The sequence below is a fragment of the Stenotrophomonas lacuserhaii genome (assembly GCF_014836545.1).
GTDB lineage: Bacteria > Pseudomonadota > Gammaproteobacteria > Xanthomonadales > Xanthomonadaceae > Stenotrophomonas > Stenotrophomonas lacuserhaii.
This window is the reverse complement of sequence record NZ_JACSQS010000012.1, coordinates 87,945-108,534: the sequence shown is the minus strand read 5'-3', so window position 1 is coordinate 108,534 and position 20,590 is coordinate 87,945. Positions and strand designations below refer to the sequence as shown.

The window sequence follows — 20,590 nt, the reverse complement described above, 5'->3', positions numbered from 1 at the left end:
TGGATGAATCAATTGACGCCCGAGCCGATCCGCGACGGTTCGAAGCCGTCCTTGCAGAACCAGCCGGAGCAGTTGAGCCAGATCAGGAACGCCTTGCCGCGCAGGTTCTGCTCCGGCAGCAGGCCCCAGAAACGGCCGTCGTCGCTGTTGTCACGGTTGTCGCCCATCACCAGGTAGCGGCCCGCCGGAACGGTCCATTCCCCCTGGCCGGCAGGATACGCCGTCTCCAGCACGGTGTGGGTACGGCCGGGCAGCTTTTCGACCAGCAGGCTGGACCCTTCACCATGTCCACGATGGCCGGCGTAGATGCCCTTGTCTTCGTATTCCACCGGCTGGCCGTTGAGGATCAGGCCGTTGCCTTCGAAGGTGATCTGGTCACCCGGCACGCCGATCACGCGCTTGATGAAGTTCTCGCCCTTGTTCGGGTCCTGGTCGTCGTGGCCCGGGAAATGGAACACCACCACGTCGCCACGTTCCGGTTCGCTGATCGGCACGAACTTGGTGTTGGTGAGCGGCAGGCGCAGGCCGTAGGCGAACTTGTTGACCAGGATGAAATCACCGATCAGCAGGTTGGGCATCATCGAACTGGACGGGATCTTGTACGGTTCGGCGATGAAGCTGCGCACCACCAGCACGATCGCCAGCACCGGGAAGAACGCGCGCGAGTAGTCCACCAGCGCCGGCTCGGTGTCCAGCAGGCCGGCGCGACGGGCGCGGCGGCGGGCGAAGTACAGCTTGTCGGCAAGCAGGATCAGGCCGGAGGCCAGGGTCAAGGCAACCAGGAGGAACTCAAACGCTTTCATTCAATGTCCTTTGCAGCGTCGCGGGGCCAAGCGGCCCGGTAAGGGGGCCGACTGTACCGTTACTTGTTGTCCATCTGCAGCACGGCCAGGAAGGCTTCCTGCGGAATCTCCACGCGGCCCACCTGCTTCATGCGCTTCTTGCCTTCCTTCTGCTTCTCCAGCAGCTTCTTCTTGCGCGACACGTCGCCGCCGTAGCACTTGGCAAGAACGTTCTTGCGCATGGCCTTGACGGTGGTGCGGGCAATCACCTGCGAGCCGATCGCCGCCTGGATGGCCACGTCGAACATCTGCCGGGGAATCAGCTCCTTCATCTTCTCGCACAGCTCTCGGCCGCGGCGATCGGAGTGCGAACGGTGGACGATAAGCGACAGGGCGTCGACCTTGTCGCCATTGATCAACACATCCACGCGCACGAACGGACCGGCATCGAAGCGCACGAACGCGTAATCCAGCGACGCATAGCCGCGGCTGACCGACTTCAACTTGTCGAAGAAGTCCAGCACCACTTCGGCCATCGGCAGCTCGTAGCTGATCTGCACCTGGCTGCCCAGGTAGTTGATGCCGAGCTGGCTGCCGCGCTTTTCCTCGCACAGCTTGATGATGTTGCCGATGTATTCCTCGGGGGTGAGGATGTTGGCGCGGATGATCGGCTCGCGGACTTCCTGCACCTGGTTCACCGGCGGCAGCTTGGCCGGGTTGTCCATGTTGACGATGCTGCCGTCGGTCTTGAGTACTTCATAGACCACGGTCGGCGCGGTGCTGATCAGGTCCAGGTTGTACTCGCGCTCCAGGCGTTCCTGCACGATTTCCATGTGCAGCATGCCAAGGAAGCCGCAACGGAAACCGAAGCCCATCGCTTCGGAGCTTTCCGGCTCGAAGCGCAGCGCGGCATCGTTCAGGCGCAGCTTGTCGAGTGCTTCGCGCAGGTCGGGGTAGTCTTCGGCATCCACCGGGAACAGGCCGGCGAACACGCGCGGCTGCATCTCCTGGAAGCCCGGCAGCGGCTTGGGTGCCGGATCGCCGGCCATGGTCAGCGTGTCGCCGACCGGCGCGCCGTGCACGTCCTTGATGCTGGCCGTCACCCAACCCACTTCGCCCGCACGCAGGGCCGGCAGCACCTTGCGCTTGGGGGTGAACACGCCGACGTTGTCGACCTGGTGGTTGCGGCCCGTGGACATCACCTGCAGCTTGTCACCGGCCTTGATCTCACCCTGCATGACGCGCACCAGCGACACCACGCCGAGGTAGTTGTCGAACCAGGAATCGATGATCAGCGCCTGCAGCTTGTCGGTATCGCGCGGCACCGGCGGCGGGATGCGCTTGACGATGGCTTCCAGCACGTCGCGCACGTTCAGGCCGGTCTTGGCGCTGACCGGTACGGCATCTTCGGCATCGATGCCGATCACGGCCTCGATCTCGGCCTTGGCGCGTTCGATATCGGCGGTGGGCAGGTCGATCTTGTTGATCACCGGCACCACTTCCAGGCCCTGCTCCACCGCGGTGTAGCAGTTGGCCACCGACTGCGCTTCCACGCCCTGGGCGGCATCGACCACCAGCAGCGCGCCTTCGCAGGCGGCCAGCGAGCGGCTGACTTCATAGGAGAAGTCGACGTGGCCGGGGGTGTCGATGAAGTTCAGGTGGTAGGTCTGTCCGTCGTCCGCCAAGTACGGCAGCGACACCGACTGGGCTTTGATGGTGATGCCACGCTCGCGCTCGATCGGGTTCGAATCGAGCACCTGCGCTTCCATCTCGCGGGCCTGCAGGCCGCCACACAGCTGGATGATGCGGTCAGCCAGGGTGGACTTGCCGTGGTCGACGTGGGCAATGATGGAGAAGTTGCGGATGTTCCGCATCGAATCAGAGGACATAGAGGTGGCGGCGGCGCCGGGCGTCGTCAGGGTAAACGTTGGATTATCGCACGGGACGGCCGCCGGTAGTGACGGCCGCTGGCCGTCAGCTTGCTGCCTGCCGCTGCGCTCGCGGGGCGGGCCCGGCCGCTACCCTGCCCGGTCAGCTACCGGTTTTCACGGCCACGAAGGCACTGTTACCGCCGCTGCGGACCAGCAGCATCACCACGTCACCCTTCTTATAATCAGTCAGTGCCCGGTTCAGCGCCTCCACGCTGCCCACCGCCGTACGGCCGACCTGCAGGATCACCATCCCCGGCGACAGCCGCGCGTCGCGGGCGGCCTGGCCGTTGACGCGGGTTACCCGCACGCCCTCGCCCGCTTCCAGCCCCAGCTGCTTGCGCTGCGGGGCGGTCAGGTCGGCCACTTCCAGTCCCAGCAGCGCATTGGCACCGGTCTGCGGCGCCGCGTCGTCGTTGGCCGCAGCCGGACGGTTTGCTGCCGCCTGCGCGTCTTCGGCCAGTTCTGTCAGGGTGGCGCTGAGCTCGCGCTCCTTGCCATCGCGGACCAGGCCGATGCTCACTTTGCTGCCCGGCGGCAGGGCGCCGATCAACGGCGGCAGGTCACTGAAGGAGTTCACCGGACTGCCGTTCACCGAGCGGATCACATCACCGACCTGCACCCCGGCCTTGGCCGCCGCGCTGCCCGCGACGATCTCATTTACCAGTGCGCCGCGGCTGTCCTTCAAGCCCAGCGCCTGGGCATTCAGCGAATCGATCTGCTGCACCACCGCGCCGAGCTGGCCACGACTGACCCGGCCGGTCTTCTTGATCTGCTCGACCGCGCCCATCGCCAGGTCGATCGGGATCGCAAAGCTGATGCCCATGTAGCCGCCCGAAGCGGAGAAAATCTGCGAATTGATGCCGACCACTTCGCCGCGGGTGTTCAACAGCGGGCCACCCGAGTTGCCCTGGTTGATCGCCACGTCGGTCTGGATGAACGGAACATAGCGCTGGTCGGCGCCGCCGGTGCTGCGGCCCGTGGCGCTGACCACGCCGGCGGTGACCGAATGGTCCAGCCCGAACGGCGAGCCGATCGCGACCACCCACTGACCCGGCTTCAAGGTGCGCGAATCACCGACGCGCACCGTCGGCAGGCCGCTGCCATCGATCTTCAGCAGGGCCACGTCGTATTGCTGGTCGCTGCCCACCACCTTGGCGATGAACTCGCGGTTGTCACCCAGTTTCACCTTCACTTCGGACGCATCGGCCACCACGTGGTGGTTGGTCAGCACGTAGCCGTCGGCGGAAATGATGAAGCCCGAGCCCATGCCGCGGCCCTTGATGCTGGGGCCGCCATCCGGATCGCCGCCGGGGCCGCCCGGACCGGGCATGCCGAACTCCGGACCGAAGAAGCGGCGGAAGATTTCCGGGATTTCATCCTGGCCCGGCCCCATCCCGCCACCGCGCGCCTGGCGGTTGCCGCCGCGCACGATGGTGGTTTCAATGTTGACCACGCCCGGCCCGACCTGATCGACCAGGTTGGTGAAGTCCGGCAGGCCCGATACCAGCGGCTGGGCCGGCGCGCGCGGCGCGGCGGCTGCGGACTGCGCCGTGGTGGCCTGCGGTGCCGGCGAAGGTGACTGCGCGCAGGCGGCCAGCGGGAGAGTCATCGCCAGCAGGCCCAGGGCCTGGGTACGGAACGAACGGGTAAGCGGGATCATCGGAATACAACCTCCGGCAGGTCATCGGACAGCAGAAAGGGGAAGCGTTGCCCGCCATCCAGCGGGCAGGCGCAGGCCACGCGCGGTCAGTCGCGCGGGCCCTGGACCGGCGGCGCGTCCTGCAACCGCGGTTCAAAGGGATAGAAGGTGCCCGGCGTGTTACCGGGGAAACTGGCATTCAGCGCAGCGCCGGCCGTCGGACCCACGCTGGAGCGCGGCCATGGCCTGGCCTGCAGCGCCCCCACGTTGCCGAACGTCAGCTCGTGCCGGGCGGCCGTGGACAGCGGGGCCGACAGCACCGGCTGGGCTGCGGCGAGCGCACGCTGCGGCTCGTCATCACGCTGCGCGACGCGGGCCATCTGCTGGCTGCGCGTGGCACTGGCGCGGCGGACGCTGGCGTCCTGGCGCCGCGCCGCAGCGGCCACCGCGGCCGCCGGGACACTGGCCACCAGCGCTGCGCCGGACGGCGATGCAGCAGGCTCCTGCACCGGCGCGGACGCCGGCAGTGCAAGCTCGGCCTGGCTGGCGATCACCTGCACCGGCAGGTCTGCCGGCGGTGCGCCCTCATCCAGCGATTGGCGCCCCATGAAGAAGGCCACCGCGGCCACCGACGCGGCCAGCGCGGCACCGCCGCTCCAGCGACGCCAGCCGGTGCGCAGCTCGCGCCGCGGCTCGGCCCGGGGAACGGGTTCCTGCGCCACCGCCGCCGAAACGCGCGTGGCGAAATCCAGCGGCGCCGGCGCCACGGCCTTGCCGCGCATCACATCGCCCAGCAGCGCCCAGCGCTCCTGGCAGGCCTGCAGCTCGGGATCATGCTGCAGGCGGCGCAGCAGGAAACGGGCCTCCTCGGAGGCCAGTTCACCATCGACCAGCGCAGACAGCTGCTGGCGGTTATGCAGGTCGATCTTGTCTTCGGGTTGGTCGTACTTGCTCATAGGCGGCTCTTCTCACGGGTGGCGCTGCCGGTGTCCAGCAGCGGCCGGAGTTCAGTGTCGATTGCCTCGCGGGCACGGAATATCCGCGAGCGCACGGTGCCGATCGGGCACCCCATCTTCTGCGCGATTTCCTCGTAACTCAGGCCTTCCACCTCACGCAGGGAAATGGCCAAGCGCAGTTCCTCCGGCAGCGAGGCGACGGCCTTCATCACCGTGGTTTCCAGCTCCTGGCGCATCAGCTGGCGTTCCGGCGTATCGGTATCGCGCAGGCGCGTTCCCGAATCGAACTGTTCGGCATCGCCGATTTCGATGTCATCGGTCGGCGGGCGACGATTGCTTGCAGCAAGGTGGTTCTTGGCGGTATTCACGGCAATCCTGTGCAACCAGGTCGAAAATTGGGCGTCGCCGCGGAAACTGTTGATCGCGCGGTAGGCGCGGATGAACGTGTCCTGGGCAACGTCCTGGCACTCACTCCAGTCGGCGATGTAGCGTCCGACGAGCGAGACGACCCGATGCTGGTGCTTGCGCACCAGGACATCGAATGCCGCGCTTTCGCCGCGCTGCACGCGCCGGACCAGTTCCAGGTCCAGCTCCTGTGGTGTTTCAACCTCGGCCATTGGGGACCGAACTCCTGTCAGCCCAACCGACGTCAGGCAATGAGACTGCCAATCCCGGGAAAAGTTCAGCGCCATCTGACCGGGCACCGCACCAGCTTTTAACCAACGTTCCGTTAACGTAGCGGTCCATGCTATGAGCCTCCGCCATCGCTACCCCCCAGCTATTGGGATTTGACGGAAGGGAAACAACCTCTGGATCATAGCCGCCTTCTCCATACACAACCGGATGGAACGTCCATGCTCTCAGGCTTCGATGGGCTTCGCCTCGCGCACTGGCACCCGGAGATCCGCGACGACGGTGTCGTGGTGCTCAATCTCGACCGCCAGGACGCCAACGTCAATGCGATGTCCCAGGATGTCCTGCTGGAACTGGGCGACCTGATCGAGCGCATCGCCATCGATCCCCCCAAGGGCGTGGTGATCCAGTCGGCCAAGCAGGCGGGCTTCATCGCTGGCGCGGACTTGAAGGAGTTCCAGGAGTTCGACCGCCGCGGCACCGTCAATGACGCCATCCGCCGCGGCCAGGTGACCTACCAGAAGCTGGCCGAGCTGCCCTGCCCGACCGTAGCGGCGATCCATGGCCACTGCCTGGGCGGCGGTACTGAACTGGCACTCGCCTGCCGCTACCGTGTCGCCTCCAATGACAGCAGCACCCGTATCGGCCTGCCCGAAACCCAGCTGGGCATCTTCCCGGGCTGGGGCGGCAGTGCCCGCCTGCCGCAGCTGGTCGGCGCCCCGGCGGCAATGGACATGATGCTGACCGGTCGCACGCTGTCGGGGTCGGCGGCGCGGACTATCGGCCTGGTGGACAAGGTGGTGGCCCACGCCCTGCTGCTGGATACGGCCGTGGCGCTGGCGCTGAAAGGCACCGTCCGCCCGTTCAAGCAGCGCGCTACCGCCTGGGCGACCAACACCTGGCCAGCGCGCAAGTTGCTGGCCCCGCAGATGGCCAAGCAGGTCGCGCGCAAGGCCCGCAAAGAGCACTACCCTGCTCCGTACGCGCTGATCAGCACCTGGGAACGCAGCGGCGGCAAGCCGGTGCAGGCGCGCCTGGATGCCGAACGCCGCGCGGTGGTGAAGCTGGCCAGCACGCCCACGGCGCGCAACCTGATCCGCATCTTCTTCCTGACCGAACGCCTGAAGGCGCTCGGCAGTGGCGACCACGGCATCCATCACGTACACGTGGTCGGCGCTGGCGTGATGGGCGGCGATATTGCCGCGTGGTCGGCTTACAAAGGCTTCAACGTGACCCTGCAGGACCGCGAGCAGCGTTTCCTCGACCCGGCCATGCAGCGCGCGCAGACCCTGTTCGAAAAGAAGGTGCGCGACGAAAGCAAGCGGCCGGCGGTGGCCGCGCGCCTGCAGGCCGACCTGGCCGGCGCGGGCGCTGCGCAGGCGGACCTGGTGATCGAGGCGATCATCGAGAATCCGCAGGCCAAGCGTGACCTGTACCAGACGCTGGAGCCGAAAATGAAGGCCGATGCGCTGCTGACCACCAACACCTCCTCGATCCCGCTGGTCGAACTGCGTGACCACATCCAGCGCCCGGCGCAGTTCGCCGGCCTGCATTACTTCAACCCGGTCGCGCAGATGCCGCTGGTGGAAATCATCCACCACGACGGCATGGCGCCGGAGACCGAGCGCCGCCTGGCCGCCTTCTGCAAGGCGTTGGGCAAGTTCCCGGTGCCGGTCGCCGGCACGCCCGGCTTCCTGGTCAACCGCGTGCTGTTCCCGTACATGCTGGAGGCGGCGACCGCCTATGCAGAAGGCATCCCGGGCCCGGTGATCGACAAGGCTGCGGTCAAATTCGGCATGCCGATGGGGCCGATCGAACTGCTGGATACGGTTGGACTGGACGTAGCGGCCGGCGTGGGCGAAGAGCTCGCTCCGTTCCTCGGCCTGCAGATTCCGGCGGCGCTGCAGACCGTCGAACAGGGCAAGCGCGGCAAGAAGGACGCCCAGGGCATCTACGCCTGGGAAAACGGCCGTGCGAAGAAGCCGGAAGTACCCAAGGGCTACCAGGCGCCGGGTGATCTGGAAGACCGGCTGATCCTGCCGCTGCTCAACGAAGCCGTGGCGTGCCTGCACGATGGCGTGGTGGCCGATGCAGACCTGCTGGATGCGGGCGTGATCTTCGGGACCGGGTTCGCGCCGTTCCGTGGTGGTCCGGTGCAGTACATCCGGGCGACCGGTGCCGATGCGTTGGTGGAGCGGCTGAAGGTGCTGCAGCAGCGACATGGGGATCGGTTCTCGCCGCGGCCGGGCTGGGATAATCCGGTGCTGCGCGAAGCAGTGGTGTGACCGCGTTGCGGCGTGTTTTCTGCTTATGCGTCGCGGCGGGCAGCGCGAGGTACTGCCCGGGACACGCCGCAAGTACGTCCTTGTAGGCTCGATCGCCGCATCCATGCGGCTCACGGTCCCGGCCAGCACCTCGCGCCGCCCTCTGAAAGTGAGTCGGCGCGGCACCGGCGGGAACGGAAAAAGGCATAAAAAAAACGCGGCGCTGGGCGCCGCGTTTTTTCGTGTTCTGCCGGTCAGCGGATCAGCTGGCCTTGGCGACGGCCTTCTTGGCAACGGCCTTCTTTGCCGGGGCCTTGGCCACGGTCTTTTTGGCGACCGGAGCGGCGGCGCCGACGGCGGCCTTGCTCACGGTGTGCGAACGGGCGTTGCCGTAGCTGGCGTTGTAGCGCTTGCCCTTGGCGGTCTTGCGGTCACCCTTACCCATGTCTTGAACTCCTGGCTATGTTGATTCTGATTACCCCGTGCTGACACGGGTTTGGCGGGGCCGTCTTGCTGGACGCCCCCGCGCACGATCGGAAAGCCTACCACGACGGCCTCAATGCGCGCAGCTGGCGTCGTGTACGTGGCCGTGGTTGAGGCGCAGGTTGACCAGGTGGGCCACGCCCACCAGCAACCCGCCGAGGGTCATCACTACCGCATGCGGAACCGGATCGTGGTGCAGCGGGTCGTACAGTACGCCCGTCCACAAAGCGACCAGGCCGGGAATCAGGAACCCCAGCGCACGCAGCGCACCATGCCGCCGATAACCCCAGACCAGGCTGAACAACCCCAGCAGGGTCACGAACACCACCAGCGCCTGCTCCACGCCATCGCCCAGCCACACCGACAGGCCCAGCGAGGGTGCAGCGGCCAAGGCCACGGGGATCACCGCGCAGTGCACCGCGCACAGCAGCGAACCGGTGGCACCGAAGCGATCAATCAGATGGCGGAGGCGTGGGATCAGGGGCATGACTTCCAGCAGGGTCGGCGAAGCGTTATGGAATAATATAACATCCCTCCTGTACCCGCACGGCCTGTTTCGCCCAGCGACTCTCTCCCGCTGTCCGCCATGGGATTCGTGCGCCCCCTTGTTGATACGTTATAACAATTCATTGGAAGCCCCATGACTGCTCTGCGTACCCGGCCCCGCCCGCACACTCTCGCCCTGGCCCTCGCTGCTGCCCTGCTGCCCGCGATGGCGATGGCCGCCGACGCCCCGGCCGGCCGACACCTGACCGAACTGTCCGAAGTGAAGGTCACCGCCTCGCCGCTGCAGGGCGATGCCGAATCGCTGGCGCGGCCGGTCGAGGTGCTCGCCGGCGAACGCCTGGACGAAGCCAAGGCCGGCACCCTGGGCGACACCGTGGCCAAGCTGCCCGGCGTGCAGAGCTCCTACTTTGGTCCCGGCGTGGGCCGGCCGATCATCCGCGGACAGGAAGGCCCGCGCGTGGCCGTGCTGTCCAACGGCGTCGGCAACATGGATGCCTCCACCGTCAGTGCCGACCACGCCACCAGCATCGAACCGTTCCTGGCCGACCAGATCGAAGTCCTGAAGGGCCCGGCCACCCTGTTGTTCGGCAGTGGCGCGATCGGCGGCGCGGTCAACGTGGTCGATGGGCGCATCGCCAGCGAACTGCCGGAGCGCCCGCTGAGCGGCCGTGCCGAGGTGCGCGGCAACAGCGTCAACGACGAACGCAGTGGCATGTTCCGGCTGGACGGCGTCAACGGCAACTGGGTGCTGCACGTGGACGGCCTGGTGCGCAACGGCGATGACTACCGCATCCCCGGCTACGCGGTGGTCGATGCGCTCGAAGAACACGACCATGCACACGATGACGGCGACGCCGATGAACCGCGCCGCGGCACCCTGGACAACAGTTCCATCCGCACCCGCGCCGGTGGCGTCGGTGCTACCTGGCTCGGCGATGGCGGCTTCTTCGGCCTGTCCGCCGGTACCTACCGCACCAACTACGGCATCCCCAACGGCGCGCACGTGCATGCCGAAGGCGATGACCACGACCATGGCCACGACCATGGCGCAGAGGAAGAAGAAGGCGAGGAGCACGACGTGCGCATCGACATGGTGCAGAACCGCTTCGACTTCAAAGGCGGCATCTACAACCCGACCTCGTTCCTGAAGAACGTCACCCTGCGCGCCGGTTACACCGACTACGAGCACACCGAACTGGAAGCCGGCACCCCGGCAACCCGCTTCACCAACCAGGGCATCGAAGGCCGGCTGGAAGCGGTGCAGAACGAGATCGCCGGCTGGAACGGCGCCTTCGGCCTGCAGTTCGGCAACAGCGATTTCGGTGCCAAGGGCGAAGAAGCCTTCGTGCCGGATACCACGACCGAGAACCTCGGCGTGTTCGTGCTGCAGGAAAAGCAGTTCGGCCCGTTCAAGCTGGAACTGGGCGCGCGCCATGACCAGGTCAAGCTGGAGCCGACCGCCGACTACCAGCGCCGCAGGTTCGATGCCACCAACCTGTCTGCCGCCGGCATCTGGACGTTGAACGATGCCGTGGACCTGCGCTTCGGCGTGGACAGTTCCGAGCGTGCACCGACCAATGAAGAGCTGTACGCCGCCGGTGCGCACATCGCCACGCGTTCGATCGAGCTGGGCGATGCGCAGCTGAAGACCGAGCGCGGCCAGCGCATCGAACTGGGCATCCACACGCACAGCGATCGCCTGGACTTCTCCGCTTCGGTGTACCAGACCAGGTTCAAGGACTTCATCTACCTGGCCGACACCGGCGTGGTGGAAGACCTGCCGGTGCGCTTGTGGGCGCAGCAGGACGCCACCTTCAAGGGCGCCGAAGCGGAGGCCCTGGTGCATCTGTTCGAAGGCCATGGCGGTGACTGGGACCTGCGCGTGTTCGGTGACTACGTCAAGGCCGAACTGGATGGCAGTGGCAGCCGCAGCGTGGACATCGCCGTGCCGCATGGCGACCACAACCACAACTACACCGTGGACCTGGCCAACGGGGGCTACCTGCCGCGCATTTCGCCGGCACGCGTGGGCGCCGACCTGCGCTGGGCCAAGGACGGCTGGCGCGCATCGCTCGGTGCGGTGCGTTACAGCAGCCAGAAGGACACCGCGCAGAACGAAGAACCGACCAATGGCTACACGCTGGTGGATGCACACTTCGCGTACCGCTGGGACCGCAGCGACAGCAACAGCTACGAAGTGTTCGTGGACGGCAGCAACCTGACCAACCGCGAAGTGCGTCCGCACACCTCGCTGCTGCGCGATTACGCGCCGCTGCCGGGACGCGGCGTGGCCTTCGGCATCCGCGCGTACTTCTGACCGGCTGAGCCGCTGGCCGTCTGCTTGCGCTGTCGGTGGGTGACGACCGTCGGTCGTCACCGCACTGGCTGATCACGGCCTATAGTGCCGGCCATGACCACCGACTCCACCGCGCGTCTCCCCTGGGGCCTCCTGCTGGCGGCCTCGGGCATCCTGATGATCACCATGGCGGCACGCCAGACCACGGGCCTGTTCGTCGATCCCATCCACCGCGATACCGGCGTCAGCATCGTCGACATCAGTTTCGCGCTGGCCATCGGCCAACTGGTCTGGGGTGCGGTGCAGCCTGTGTTCGGTGCGCTGGCCGACCAGCGCGGGCCGCTGCCGGTGCTGATCGGCGGTGGCATCCTGCTGGCCGCAGGACTGGCCCTCGCGCCGATGCTTCCGGGCGGATGGGGGCTGGGCCTCAGCCTGGGCCTGATGATGGCGGCCGGTGCGGGTGCCGGCAGTTTCTCCGTGCTGATCGGTGCCACCGCGCATCGGCTGCCGGCCGAGCGCCGTTCGTTCGCAGCCGGCCTGATCAATGCCGGAGGCTCGCTCGGCCAGTTCGTCTTCGCACCAATCCTGCAGGTGGTCATCACCGTTGCAGGCTGGGGACGGGCGATGCTGCTGATGGCCGTGGTTTCCCTGCTGACTCTGCCGATGGCCTGGCCGTTGCGCCGCCGTGCCGGCGACCATGCGCATGCCACGGCGGCGGCCGATGGCGGGCTGCGTGCGCAGTTCCGGCTGGCCCTGCGTGAGCCGAGTTATTGGTACCTGCACCTGGGCTTCTTTACCTGCGGGCTGCATATCGCCTTCCTGGTCACCCATCTCCCTGGTGAGATCGCACTGTGCGGTCTGTCGCCCACCGTTTCATCCACCTCGATCGCGCTGATCGGCCTGTTCAACGTGGCAGGCAGCCTGCTGATGGGCTACCTGGGCCAGCGCTACCGGATGAAGCTGTTGTTGGTGGCGCTGTATGCCAGCCGCGCGATGATGATCGGGCTGTACCTCGTTGCTCCGCCCACCGCGTTGACCTTCTATGTCTTCGCCGCTGCGCTGGGCTTCACCTGGCTGGCCACCGTGCCGCCTACCGCCGGTTTGGTCGGCAAGCTGTTCGGGCCGCGCTACCTGGGCACCCTGTTCGGTCTGACCCTGCTGTCGCACCAGATCGGTGGCTTCTTCGGCGCCTGGCTGGGTGGGCTGGTGCTGGCCAACACCGGTAATTACATGATCATGTGGTACCTGGACATCGCGCTGGCGCTGATCGCCGCGGTGGCGCACCTGCCGATACGCGAGCAGGCGCCGCCCATGGCGACCGCAAGCGCAGTCTGAGTTCCGCTCACCCGACCATCACGTAGCGGACTGCGCACTGAAACGCCGCCAACGCAGTCGCGATCCGCACTGGATAAACGGACATATTTGTCCGAAAATGACCCATGACTTCCTTACGTGCCGACGCCGCCGCCCGCCGCGCCCTCATCCTCGATGCCGCCGACCATGTGTTCGGTAATCACGGCGTCACCGCCCCGCTCGACCTGGTGGTGGAACGGGCGCAGGTGGGGCGGGCGACGCTGTACCGTAACTTCCCGGATCGCAGCGCGTTGATCGAAGCGCTGCTGCAGCGAACCGTGGAGCGTATCGCGCGCCAGGTCGCCGAACTGGGCACGCGCGACGATGCCCTGTTCGAGCTGCTCGATGGAATGGCCCGCCGCATCATCGATTCACCGGCGCTGGCCGATTACTGGCGCGCGGTGCATCCGGACGACCCGACCGTGCGGGGTGCGCGCGAACGCGTGCGCTCCCTGATGGAAGCGCCGATCCAGCGCGCCATCGCCGCCGGATTGTGCCGGCCGGACCTGACCTCCACGGATATTTCACTGATCTCGGGCATGCTGGGTGCGGCCCTGCGCGGCAAGAACCGCGAAGAGCGCAGCGCACTGGCAGGACGCGCGCTGCAGCTGCTGCGCGCAGGCCTGCAGGGAACCAGCGCCACGGAGGCCTGATGTCGCAGTACCTCAAGCCCATCCCGGACTGGGAGGAACACGAGAAGCCCACTCTCCCGGGCTCGGCGTCGATGCCGTGGCACCCGCCGCACCGGCGCGCCGCCTATGCGCTGGTGTCGGTGCTGGTGGCCATCACCGGTGGCCTCGGCACTGCGCTGGTCACCGCCAACCTGCCCTTCCTGCAGGGCCAGTTGGGCCTGAGCCCCGTGCAGGGCACCTGGCTGGTCGCCTCCTACGTGATGGTCAACGTGACGGCGAACCTGCTTGCCTTCAAGTTCCGCCAGCAATATGGCATCCGCCTGTTCGCCGAAATCGGCCTCGGGCTGTACGCCGCGCTGGCCCTGCTGCACCTGGCCGTCGGCAGCTTCGAAACCACCGTGCTGCTGCGCGCGGCCAGCGGTTTCGCCGGCGCGGCGTGCTCGACGCTGGGCACGCTGTACATGCTGCAGTCGTTGCCACGCCGCTATACCGGCAACCTGCTGGTGATCGGCGTGGGGCTGTCACAGCTGGCGGTGCCGCTGGCCTGGGTGGTCTCGCCCAGCCTGGTGGGTACCGGCCAATGGCATCTGCTGTACTTCTTCGAGGCCGGATTGGCACTGTGCGCCTTCGCTGCCGTGGTGCTGCTGAAGCTCCCGCCGGGCGTGCAGATCAAGGCCTTCGAACCGATGGATTTCCTCACCTTCGCGCTGCTGGCGCCGGCCGTCGGCCTGCTGGTGGTGGTGCTGGCGCAGGGTTACGTGCGCTGGTGGACCGACACGCCGTGGCTGGGCTGGGCGCTGGTTGCCTCGATCACGCTGGCCACGACGGCCTTCGTGATTGAACACTACCGGCGCAACCCACTGCTGCAGGTGCGCTGGCTGGCCAGCCTGCCGGTGCTGCACTTCATCGTCGGCGCGTTCCTGCTGCGCTTTCTCACTACCGAACAGTCCTATGGCGTGGTCGGGCTGATGCGTACGCTCGGCATGGGGCCGGACCAGATGCGGCCGCTGTTCGCGGTGATCCTGGCCGGGGTGGTCACCGGCATCGCCGCCAGTTCGCTGACCTTCGGTCCGAAGCGGCTGATCCCGCAGGTGCTGATGGCAATCCTGCTGCTGGGCAGCGCCGCCCTGCTCGACCAGCACCGCACCAGCCTGGACCGTCCGCATGATTTCTTCGTCAGCCAGTTCCTGGCTTCGGTGGGCTCGGGCATGTTCATGGGCCCGCTGATCATGCTCGGCATCACCGCCGTGCTGAAGCAGGGCGTGGACCACATGATCACCTTCCTGGTCACCCTGTCGATCACCCAGACGCTGGGGGGGCTGGCCGGTTCGGCGGTGCTCGGGACGGTGCAGCTGCATCGCGAACAGCTGTATTCCACCGCGCTGGTCAGCCAGCTGGACCCGGCCGATCCGGTGGTCGCGCAGCGGCTGCGCCTGCAGCAGCAGCTCTACAGCGCGCAGATCACCGACCCGGTGCAGCGCAGCTCGCAGGGCACCGCGCAGCTGGCGCAGATTGCGCGCCGCGAAGCCAACGTGCGTGGCTTCAATGATGTGTTCACGCTCAGCGGCTGGCTGGCGCTGGGCTTCCTGGGCTGGCTGCTCTCATTGCAGCTGTGGATCGCCGCGATGAAGCAATGGCGCAGGCGCCGCCCCTCCCCTTCCTCCCCCGCGGCGCCCGATGCGGCTGCCGCAACGCATTGAGCAACTCCATGTCCCAGCAACCACCCCGCGATGACGACGCCCCGGAAAACGTAAATCCGGCGCCTCCCACCGATGCCGCACCCGCCCCTGCCCCGCCGCCGGCCGCCACCCCGGCAACGCCTACGGGCGCGCCGAAGTACCTCAAGCCCAGCAACCGGGCAGTGGTGATCATGGTGCTTATGGCGCTGGTGGGCATCGCGTTGATCCTGCGCGGCTGGCAGCTGTGGCCGTTCACCAGTTCCATCGCCAGCACCGACAACGCCTACGTCCGCGGGCAGGTCACCGTGCTGGCGCCGCAGGTCAATGGCTACGTCACCGACGTCCTGGTGAAAGATTTCCAGCACGTCAGACAGGGCGATGTGCTGCTGCGCATCGACGACCGCATCTACCGCCAGCGCGTCGCGCAGGCCGAAGCAGCCTTGGACAGCGCGAAGGCGGCGCTGGCGAATTCGGACCAGTCGCAGGCGCAGAACCGCGCGCAGATCGCTTCGGCCAAGGCCACGCTGGCGGCCGGGCAGTCTGAACTGCAGCGTTCGCGTGCCGAGCTTGCGCGCTACGAGCAGCTGGCCGAACAACGTCTGGTGGCGCTGAACGACCGCGACAAGTTCCGCACCAGCCAGGCCTCCGCGCAGGCCGGCGTGCAGCAGTCGCAGGCGCAGATCCAGATTGCCGAAGAAACCCTGGTATCCACCCAGGTCGCCCGCAAGGGGCTGGAGGCACAGGTCGAGAGCGCGCAGGCGGCACTGGAACTGGCACGGATCGACCTGGCCAACACCACGGTGCACGCCCCGCGCGATGGCCAGGTCAGCGAAGCCAGCGCGCGGGTCGGGCAGTACGTCACGGCCGGTTCGCAGTTGCTGTTCCTGGTGCCCGATGCGCTATGGGTGGTGGCCAACTTCAAGGAAGGCCAGACCTGGCAGATGCGCATCGGCCAGCCGGCCACCTTCGCGGTGGACGCGTTCCAGGGTGAGGTCCTGCGCGGCCGCGTGGAGGAGATCGCACCGGCGACCGGTTCGGAGTTCAGCGTGTTGCGGCCGGACAATGCGAGCGGCAATTTCACCAAAGTGGTGCAGCGCTTGCCGGTACGGATTGCGATCGATGCCGATCAACCGCTGGCGGCGCGGCTGCGGCCGGGTATGTCGGTGGTGGCCAAAGTGGATACTTCGGTGGAGCCGGCTTCCGCGCCGCGCGGGCGGTGAGTGGTCGAACGGGTGGGATCCACTCGCGGGTGGCTCTGGGATCTAGAGCCGCATCTGGGATGGGCCGGGCGGGGAGTCTGTGCGGGGCACGCGCAAGTACGTCCATGTAGCTCTTCGCGGCTCCTGCCGCTCAAGGCCCCGCACACCCTCCCCGCCCGGCCCCTGACAGGTTCCGGTGGCAGCCGCCCGCGTAATGAAAAAAAATAACAAAGGCAGGGGTCAGAGTCCTTTCGCTACGCGAAAGGACTCTGACCCCGTCTTTCTCCCACCCTCCACCCCCTGCTCTGTCCATGGCCACCATGGACCCGTCGAAGGTGGGGCGGGGTGGTTGTGCAGGACCGTCTTTTCGCATGGATGCGAAAAGCGAGCCTACAAGGACGTACTTGCGGCGTGTCCTGCACAGCCACCCCGCCCCGCCAGCAGGCAGCCCCGCAGCTGTTGCTGTTGCCTGAAAAAGCGGGCCGCCGGGCCGCAAGCCCGGCAACAACAAGAATTCAGCCCGCGCAGCGGGCGCAGAGTCCGTGCACTTCCAGCGTCTGCGCCTGCGGCTGGAACCCCAGCTCCTTGGCGCGTTTTTCCAGCTGGCTGACGATCTCGCGGTCCTCCAGCTCCACCGCGCTGTGGCAGCTGTTGCAGATCAGGAACGGCACCGAATGCGCCGCACTGCTCGGGTGGTGGCAGGCCACGAAGGCGTTCACCGATTCCAGCTTGTGTACGAACCCGTTGGCCATCAGGAAATCCAGCGCGCGATACACCGTCGGCGGTGCATCGGCGCCCACGCCCTTGCCACTGCGCACCCACTCCAGCAGTTCATATGCCTTCACCGGCTTGCCGGCCTCGGCGATCAGCCGCAGTACGTTGGCGCGGATGGGAGTCAGCCGCAGTCCGCGCTCGCGGCACACGCGCTCGACCACCCCCACGAAGTCCGACGCGTCGTGGACGTGGTGGTGCGGGGCCGTGCAGGCGTGCTTGGCGGACATGCGGGTTCTCCAGTTCGGGCGGATTTCAGGCCGCAGCCACTACCTTGGTAATGGCAACATCGATGCGTTTCAAGGCCTCATCGCGACCGGCAAGGTACACCGTCTGCGAAATGTCCGGGCTCACCTGGGTACCGGTGATGGCCACGCGCAGCGGCTGGGCGACCTTGCCCATGCCGATCTCCAGCGCTGCGGCGGCATCATGCAGCGCCACCCCCACGCTTTCGGCAGTCCACTCGGGCAATGCCGCCAGCAGCTCGCGCGCCTTGCCCAGCGGCAGTTCGGCGCCGGCCTTCAGGTGCTTGGCCACGGCCGCCTCGTCGTAGGTTTCCAGCGGCTGGTACCAGACCACCGCCTTTTCGGCCATTTCCTTCAGCGTCTGCACGCGCTCGCGCAAGGCGACCACGACATCTTCCGCGGACGGGCCTGCGTTCAGGTCCAGGCCCAGCTTCTCCAGCTGGTAGACCAGTGCCGGCGCGATGGACGCAGGCGCTTCGGTCTTCAGGAAGTGCTGGTTGACCCAGCCCAGTTTGGCCATGTCCAGTCGGGCCGCCTTGGAGTTGCAGTTGGTCACGTCGAACAGGTCGATCAGTTCCTGGCGGGTGAAGATCTCCTGGTCACCGTGCGACCAGCCCAGGCGGGCCAGGTAGCTCAGCAGCGCCTCCGGCAGGTAACCGGCGTCCTTGTACTGCATCACGTCGGCCGCGCCGGTGCGCTTGGACAGCTTGGCACCCTGCTCGTCCAGGATCATCGGCATGTGGCCGAACTTCGGCACCGGCGCGCCGATGCCCAGGTACAGGTTGATCTGGCGCGGGGTGTTGTTGATGTGGTCATCGCCGCGGATCACCTCGGTGATGCCCATGTCCCAGTCGTCCACCACCACGGCGAAGTTGTAGGTCGGGTAGCCGTCCGGGCGGAAGATCACCATGTCATCCAACTCGCTGTTGGCGATTTCGATGGGACCCTTGATGAGGTCATCGAACACCACCGTGCCATCCAGCGGGTTCTTGAAGCGGATCACCCGGTTCGGGTCATCGCGCCAAGGCAGGTTCTGCTCGCGTGCGGCGCCGTTGTAACGCGGCTTTTCCTGCTTCGCCATGGCGGCCTCGCGCATCGCGTCGAGCTCTTCGCGGGTCTCGTAGGCGTAGTAGGCCTTGCCCTCGGCGACCAGCTGTTCGGCCACTTCCAGGTAGCGCGCCACGCGCTGGGTCTGGTAGATCGGGCCTTCGTCATAGCCCAGGCCCAGCCACTCCATCGCCTCCAGGATCGCGTCGATGGCGCCCTGCGTGCTGCGCTCCCGGTCGGTGTCTTCGATACGCAGCACGAACTCGCCGCCACGGTGACGGGCCTCCAGCCAGCAGTACAGCGCCGTGCGGGCGCCGCCGATGTGCAGGTAGCCGGTAGGACTGGGGGCAAAGCGGGTGCGGCAGGTCATGGGACGCTCGGGGAACGAATATCCGCCGATTTTAGCAAAAGGGGACGGAGGGGATTAAGTCGCGATCCCCCCACCCTTCACGCCCGACCTGTGCCGTTTACGACTTAATCCCCTCCGTCCCCTTTTTGCGCCTTGCGCGGGAACAGGTCCTCGCGCGTGGCGGCGTTGTAGACGAACGAGGCCACGATCGCGGCGGCCTGCTTCAGGTCTTCCGGTTCGGCGTGGTCCCAGGTGTCCAGGTGGCTGTGGTGGACGTTGCTGAAGTAGTCCAGCTTGTCCTGGATGAACTGGAAGCCCGGCAGCCCGACGCGGTCGAAGCTGATGTGGTCGGTGGAACCGGTGTTGCGGGTCGCCACGGTGGTTGCGCCGACGTCGTTGAACGGCTTCAGCCAGGCCTCGAACACCGGCATCGCCGCCAGGTTCTCCTGGGCGTAGATGCCACGGAAACGTCCCGAACCATTGTCCATGTTGAAGTACACCGAGAACTTCTCGTAATCGCGGCGCTTGACCAGTGCACCGGTCGGTTCGCGCAACGAAGCCGGCAACGCCTTCTGGCCGGCATCGGTCGGCTCGGGGAACTGCGCGAAGTGCTTGGCCACGTAGGCCTGCGAGCCGATCAGGCCCTGTTCCTCGCCGCTCCACAGCGCGACCCGGATGGTGCGCTTGGGCTTGGCGCCGACCGCCTTGAGGATGCGCATGGCTTCCATCATCACCGCCACGCCGGCGGCATTGTCGGCTGCGCCGGTGCCGCTATGCCACGAATCCATGTGGGCACCGAGCATCACCACTTCATCGGCCTTGCCGCTGCCGCGGATCTCGGCCAGCGTGTTGTAGCCGGGCTGGTTGCTGTCATCGGTGAAGCGTGCCGCCACGTCCACGCGCAGCTTCACCGGCTGCTTGGCCAGCAGCGCGCGTACCAGCGGATTGAAGTGTTCGGAGATCATCGCCAGCTCCGGGATGCCAGCTGATTCGCCGGCCTTGCGCGAACCGCCACCAGCGACCCGGATGATGCCGTTGTCCCAGCCGCTGATGCTGATCGCCGCCAGTGCGCCTTCTTCCACGAAGAAGGCATTGACCGCCTTGGCCAGTGCCTGGCGCTCGGTGTACTCCTTGACCCGCTTTTCCTTGTCGGCCGCGGCATTCTTCGGCACGGTGAATTCCTGCAGGCCTTCCAGCGAGGTCGCATCGTGGCGGTGCGAGTCCGGCTCGGTGCCGCGCTTGTACTCACGTGCCTCGCCCAGCAGCAGGATCTTGCCGCGCAGCTTGCCCTTGTACTTTTCCAGGTCGGCCAGCTTCTTGATGTCCACCTGCACCAGCTCGCCTTCCACCGGGCCGTTGGTGCCCGGGGTCCAGGCCTTGGGCAGCGCATGCAGCGGCTGCATGCGGTCACCCTGCGGACCACTGCCCAGCATCAGCACCGATGCCGAAGTGAACTCCCAGCCGCGCCCGAAATCTTCGAACGCTTCGTCGTGGACGTTGACCAGGCCCCACTCGTTGAACTTGCCGCGCGTCCAGGCGTTGGCCTGGGACATGGCCGGCGAATTGGTCAGTCGCGGGCCGATGCTTTCGGTCAGATGACTGAAGGTATCCATCACCTGCGAGCGATGGAACGCTTCCTGGCGGATCTTGCTGACCATGTCCAGGTCGACCGGCTCGGCGCGCTGCGCCACGGCCGGATTGCTCAACGCCAGCGCGATCGCCAGCACACCCCACTTCCCCATCGTCCAGCCCCCGGCACGCGCCGTCACAGATCAATCCCTGAGTGTAGGGCGAAGGGCCGCGCACGCCAGATGCCTAAGGTCA

16 protein-coding genes are annotated in these 20,590 nt (G+C 66.7%); 6 read left to right on the top strand and 10 right to left on the bottom strand.

The genetic code is table 11. From position 1 onward, the window contains the following. Positions 1–8: 8 nt before the first annotated feature. The 5 genes from lepB to rpoE form a co-directional block, all read right to left on the bottom strand. Positions 9–803 (bottom strand): signal peptidase I, encoded by a 795-nt coding sequence (lepB, locus tag H9654_RS12325; RefSeq protein ID WP_057507296.1) that lies wholly within the window; start codon positions 801–803, stop codon positions 9–11. Between the two features lie 59 nt (positions 804–862). Continuing rightward, positions 863–2,656, bottom strand: coding sequence for a translation elongation factor 4 (gene lepA, locus H9654_RS12320; protein WP_042615285.1), 1,794 nt, complete (start codon positions 2,654–2,656; stop codon positions 863–865). 157 nt (positions 2,657–2,813) lie between these two features. Beyond that, positions 2,814–4,373, bottom strand: coding sequence for a DegQ family serine endoprotease (locus H9654_RS12315; protein WP_191771065.1), 1,560 nt, complete (start codon positions 4,371–4,373; stop codon positions 2,814–2,816). An 86-nt stretch (positions 4,374–4,459) separates the two neighbouring features. Further along, positions 4,460–5,308, bottom strand: coding sequence for a sigma-E factor negative regulatory protein (locus tag H9654_RS12310; RefSeq protein ID WP_191771064.1), 849 nt, complete (start codon positions 5,306–5,308; stop codon positions 4,460–4,462). Then, positions 5,305–5,925: an RNA polymerase sigma factor RpoE gene (rpoE, locus tag H9654_RS12305; protein ID WP_042615277.1), complete on the bottom strand. Its 621-nt coding sequence runs from the start codon at positions 5,923–5,925 to the stop codon at positions 5,305–5,307. The genes H9654_RS12310 and rpoE overlap by 4 nt, the downstream gene beginning before the upstream one ends. A gap of 237 nt (positions 5,926–6,162) precedes the next feature. Between rpoE and H9654_RS12300 the strand changes: the two genes are divergently transcribed. After that, a complete protein-coding gene (locus tag H9654_RS12300) occupies positions 6,163–8,226 on the top strand; it encodes a 3-hydroxyacyl-CoA dehydrogenase NAD-binding domain-containing protein (RefSeq protein WP_191771063.1) in 2,064 nt (687 codons plus the stop codon). Between the two features lie 241 nt (positions 8,227–8,467). Here the strand turns inward: H9654_RS12300 and H9654_RS12295 are convergent, their stop codons facing one another. Both H9654_RS12295 and H9654_RS12290 read right to left on the bottom strand, forming a co-directional pair. After that, positions 8,468–8,650 carry a 30S ribosomal protein THX gene (locus H9654_RS12295; protein ID WP_042615275.1) on the bottom strand — a complete coding sequence of 61 codons (183 nt, stop codon included), beginning with the start codon at positions 8,648–8,650 and terminating at the stop codon, positions 8,468–8,470. Positions 8,651–8,761: 111 nt separating this feature from the next. Continuing rightward, positions 8,762–9,175 (bottom strand): MerC domain-containing protein, encoded by a 414-nt coding sequence (locus H9654_RS12290; RefSeq protein WP_191771062.1) that lies wholly within the window; start codon positions 9,173–9,175, stop codon positions 8,762–8,764. A gap of 153 nt (positions 9,176–9,328) precedes the next feature. Between H9654_RS12290 and H9654_RS12285 the strand changes: the two genes are divergently transcribed. From H9654_RS12285 to H9654_RS12265, 5 genes are all read left to right on the top strand, one after another. Continuing rightward, positions 9,329–11,512, top strand: a complete 2,184-nt coding sequence (locus H9654_RS12285) for a TonB-dependent receptor (RefSeq protein WP_191771061.1) — start codon at positions 9,329–9,331, stop codon at positions 11,510–11,512. A 93-nt stretch (positions 11,513–11,605) separates the two neighbouring features. After that, on the top strand, positions 11,606–12,826 hold the full coding sequence (locus H9654_RS12280; RefSeq protein ID WP_191771060.1) for an MFS transporter: 1,221 nt from the start codon (positions 11,606–11,608) through the stop codon (positions 12,824–12,826). Between the two features lie 104 nt (positions 12,827–12,930). Beyond that, complete coding sequence (locus H9654_RS12275) at positions 12,931–13,497, top strand: TetR/AcrR family transcriptional regulator (protein WP_191771059.1); 567 nt, start codon at positions 12,931–12,933, stop codon at positions 13,495–13,497. Next, a complete protein-coding gene (locus H9654_RS12270; protein WP_191771088.1) occupies positions 13,494–15,176 on the top strand; it encodes an MFS transporter in 1,683 nt (560 codons plus the stop codon). Before H9654_RS12275 ends, H9654_RS12270 begins: the two co-directional genes overlap by 4 nt. 8 nt (positions 15,177–15,184) lie before the next feature. Continuing rightward, entirely contained in the window at positions 15,185–16,375 is a 1,191-nt protein-coding gene (locus H9654_RS12265) for an HlyD family secretion protein (RefSeq protein ID WP_191771058.1), read from the top strand. Between the two features lie 494 nt (positions 16,376–16,869). Here H9654_RS12265 and H9654_RS12260 read toward each other — a convergent pair whose 3' ends face one another. The 3 genes from H9654_RS12260 to H9654_RS12250 form a co-directional block, all read right to left on the bottom strand. Further along, positions 16,870–17,355 carry a Fur family transcriptional regulator gene (locus H9654_RS12260; protein WP_042612667.1) on the bottom strand — a complete coding sequence of 162 codons (486 nt, stop codon included), beginning with the start codon at positions 17,353–17,355 and terminating at the stop codon, positions 16,870–16,872. A 25-nt stretch (positions 17,356–17,380) separates the two neighbouring features. Continuing rightward, positions 17,381–18,787 (bottom strand): glutamate--tRNA ligase, encoded by a 1,407-nt coding sequence (gltX, locus tag H9654_RS12255; RefSeq protein ID WP_191771057.1) that lies wholly within the window; start codon positions 18,785–18,787, stop codon positions 17,381–17,383. A gap of 104 nt (positions 18,788–18,891) precedes the next feature. Continuing rightward, positions 18,892–20,508: a M20/M25/M40 family metallo-hydrolase gene (locus H9654_RS12250; protein ID WP_191771056.1), complete on the bottom strand. Its 1,617-nt coding sequence runs from the start codon at positions 20,506–20,508 to the stop codon at positions 18,892–18,894. Between the last annotated feature and the right edge of the window lie 82 nt (positions 20,509–20,590).

Bases quoted from the DNA above. Each gene is read 5' to 3' on its own strand.
- lepB (WP_057507296.1), bottom strand. From the start codon at position 803: ATGAAAGCGTTTGAGTTCCTCCTGGTTGCCTTGACCCTGGCCTCCGGC.
- lepA (WP_042615285.1), bottom strand. From the start codon at position 2,656: ATGCGGAACATCCGCAACTTCTCCATCATTGCCCACGTCGACCACGGC.
- H9654_RS12315 (WP_191771065.1), bottom strand. From the start codon at position 4,373: ATGATCCCGCTTACCCGTTCGTTCCGTACCCAGGCCCTGGGCCTGCTG.
- H9654_RS12310 (WP_191771064.1), bottom strand. From the start codon at position 5,308: ATGAGCAAGTACGACCAACCCGAAGACAAGATCGACCTGCATAACCGC.
- rpoE (WP_042615277.1), bottom strand. From the start codon at position 5,925: ATGGCCGAGGTTGAAACACCACAGGAGCTGGACCTGGAACTGGTCCGG.
- H9654_RS12300 (WP_191771063.1), top strand. From the start codon at position 6,163: ATGCTCTCAGGCTTCGATGGGCTTCGCCTCGCGCACTGGCACCCGGAG.
- H9654_RS12295 (WP_042615275.1), bottom strand. From the start codon at position 8,650: ATGGGTAAGGGTGACCGCAAGACCGCCAAGGGCAAGCGCTACAACGCC.
- H9654_RS12290 (WP_191771062.1), bottom strand. From the start codon at position 9,175: ATGCCCCTGATCCCACGCCTCCGCCATCTGATTGATCGCTTCGGTGCC.
- H9654_RS12285 (WP_191771061.1), top strand. From the start codon at position 9,329: ATGACTGCTCTGCGTACCCGGCCCCGCCCGCACACTCTCGCCCTGGCC.
- H9654_RS12280 (WP_191771060.1), top strand. From the start codon at position 11,606: ATGACCACCGACTCCACCGCGCGTCTCCCCTGGGGCCTCCTGCTGGCG.
- H9654_RS12275 (WP_191771059.1), top strand. From the start codon at position 12,931: ATGACTTCCTTACGTGCCGACGCCGCCGCCCGCCGCGCCCTCATCCTC.
- H9654_RS12265 (WP_191771058.1), top strand. From the start codon at position 15,185: ATGTCCCAGCAACCACCCCGCGATGACGACGCCCCGGAAAACGTAAAT.
- H9654_RS12260 (WP_042612667.1), bottom strand. From the start codon at position 17,355: ATGTCCGCCAAGCACGCCTGCACGGCCCCGCACCACCACGTCCACGAC.
- gltX (WP_191771057.1), bottom strand. From the start codon at position 18,787: ATGACCTGCCGCACCCGCTTTGCCCCCAGTCCTACCGGCTACCTGCAC.
- H9654_RS12250 (WP_191771056.1), bottom strand. From the start codon at position 20,508: ATGGGGAAGTGGGGTGTGCTGGCGATCGCGCTGGCGTTGAGCAATCCG.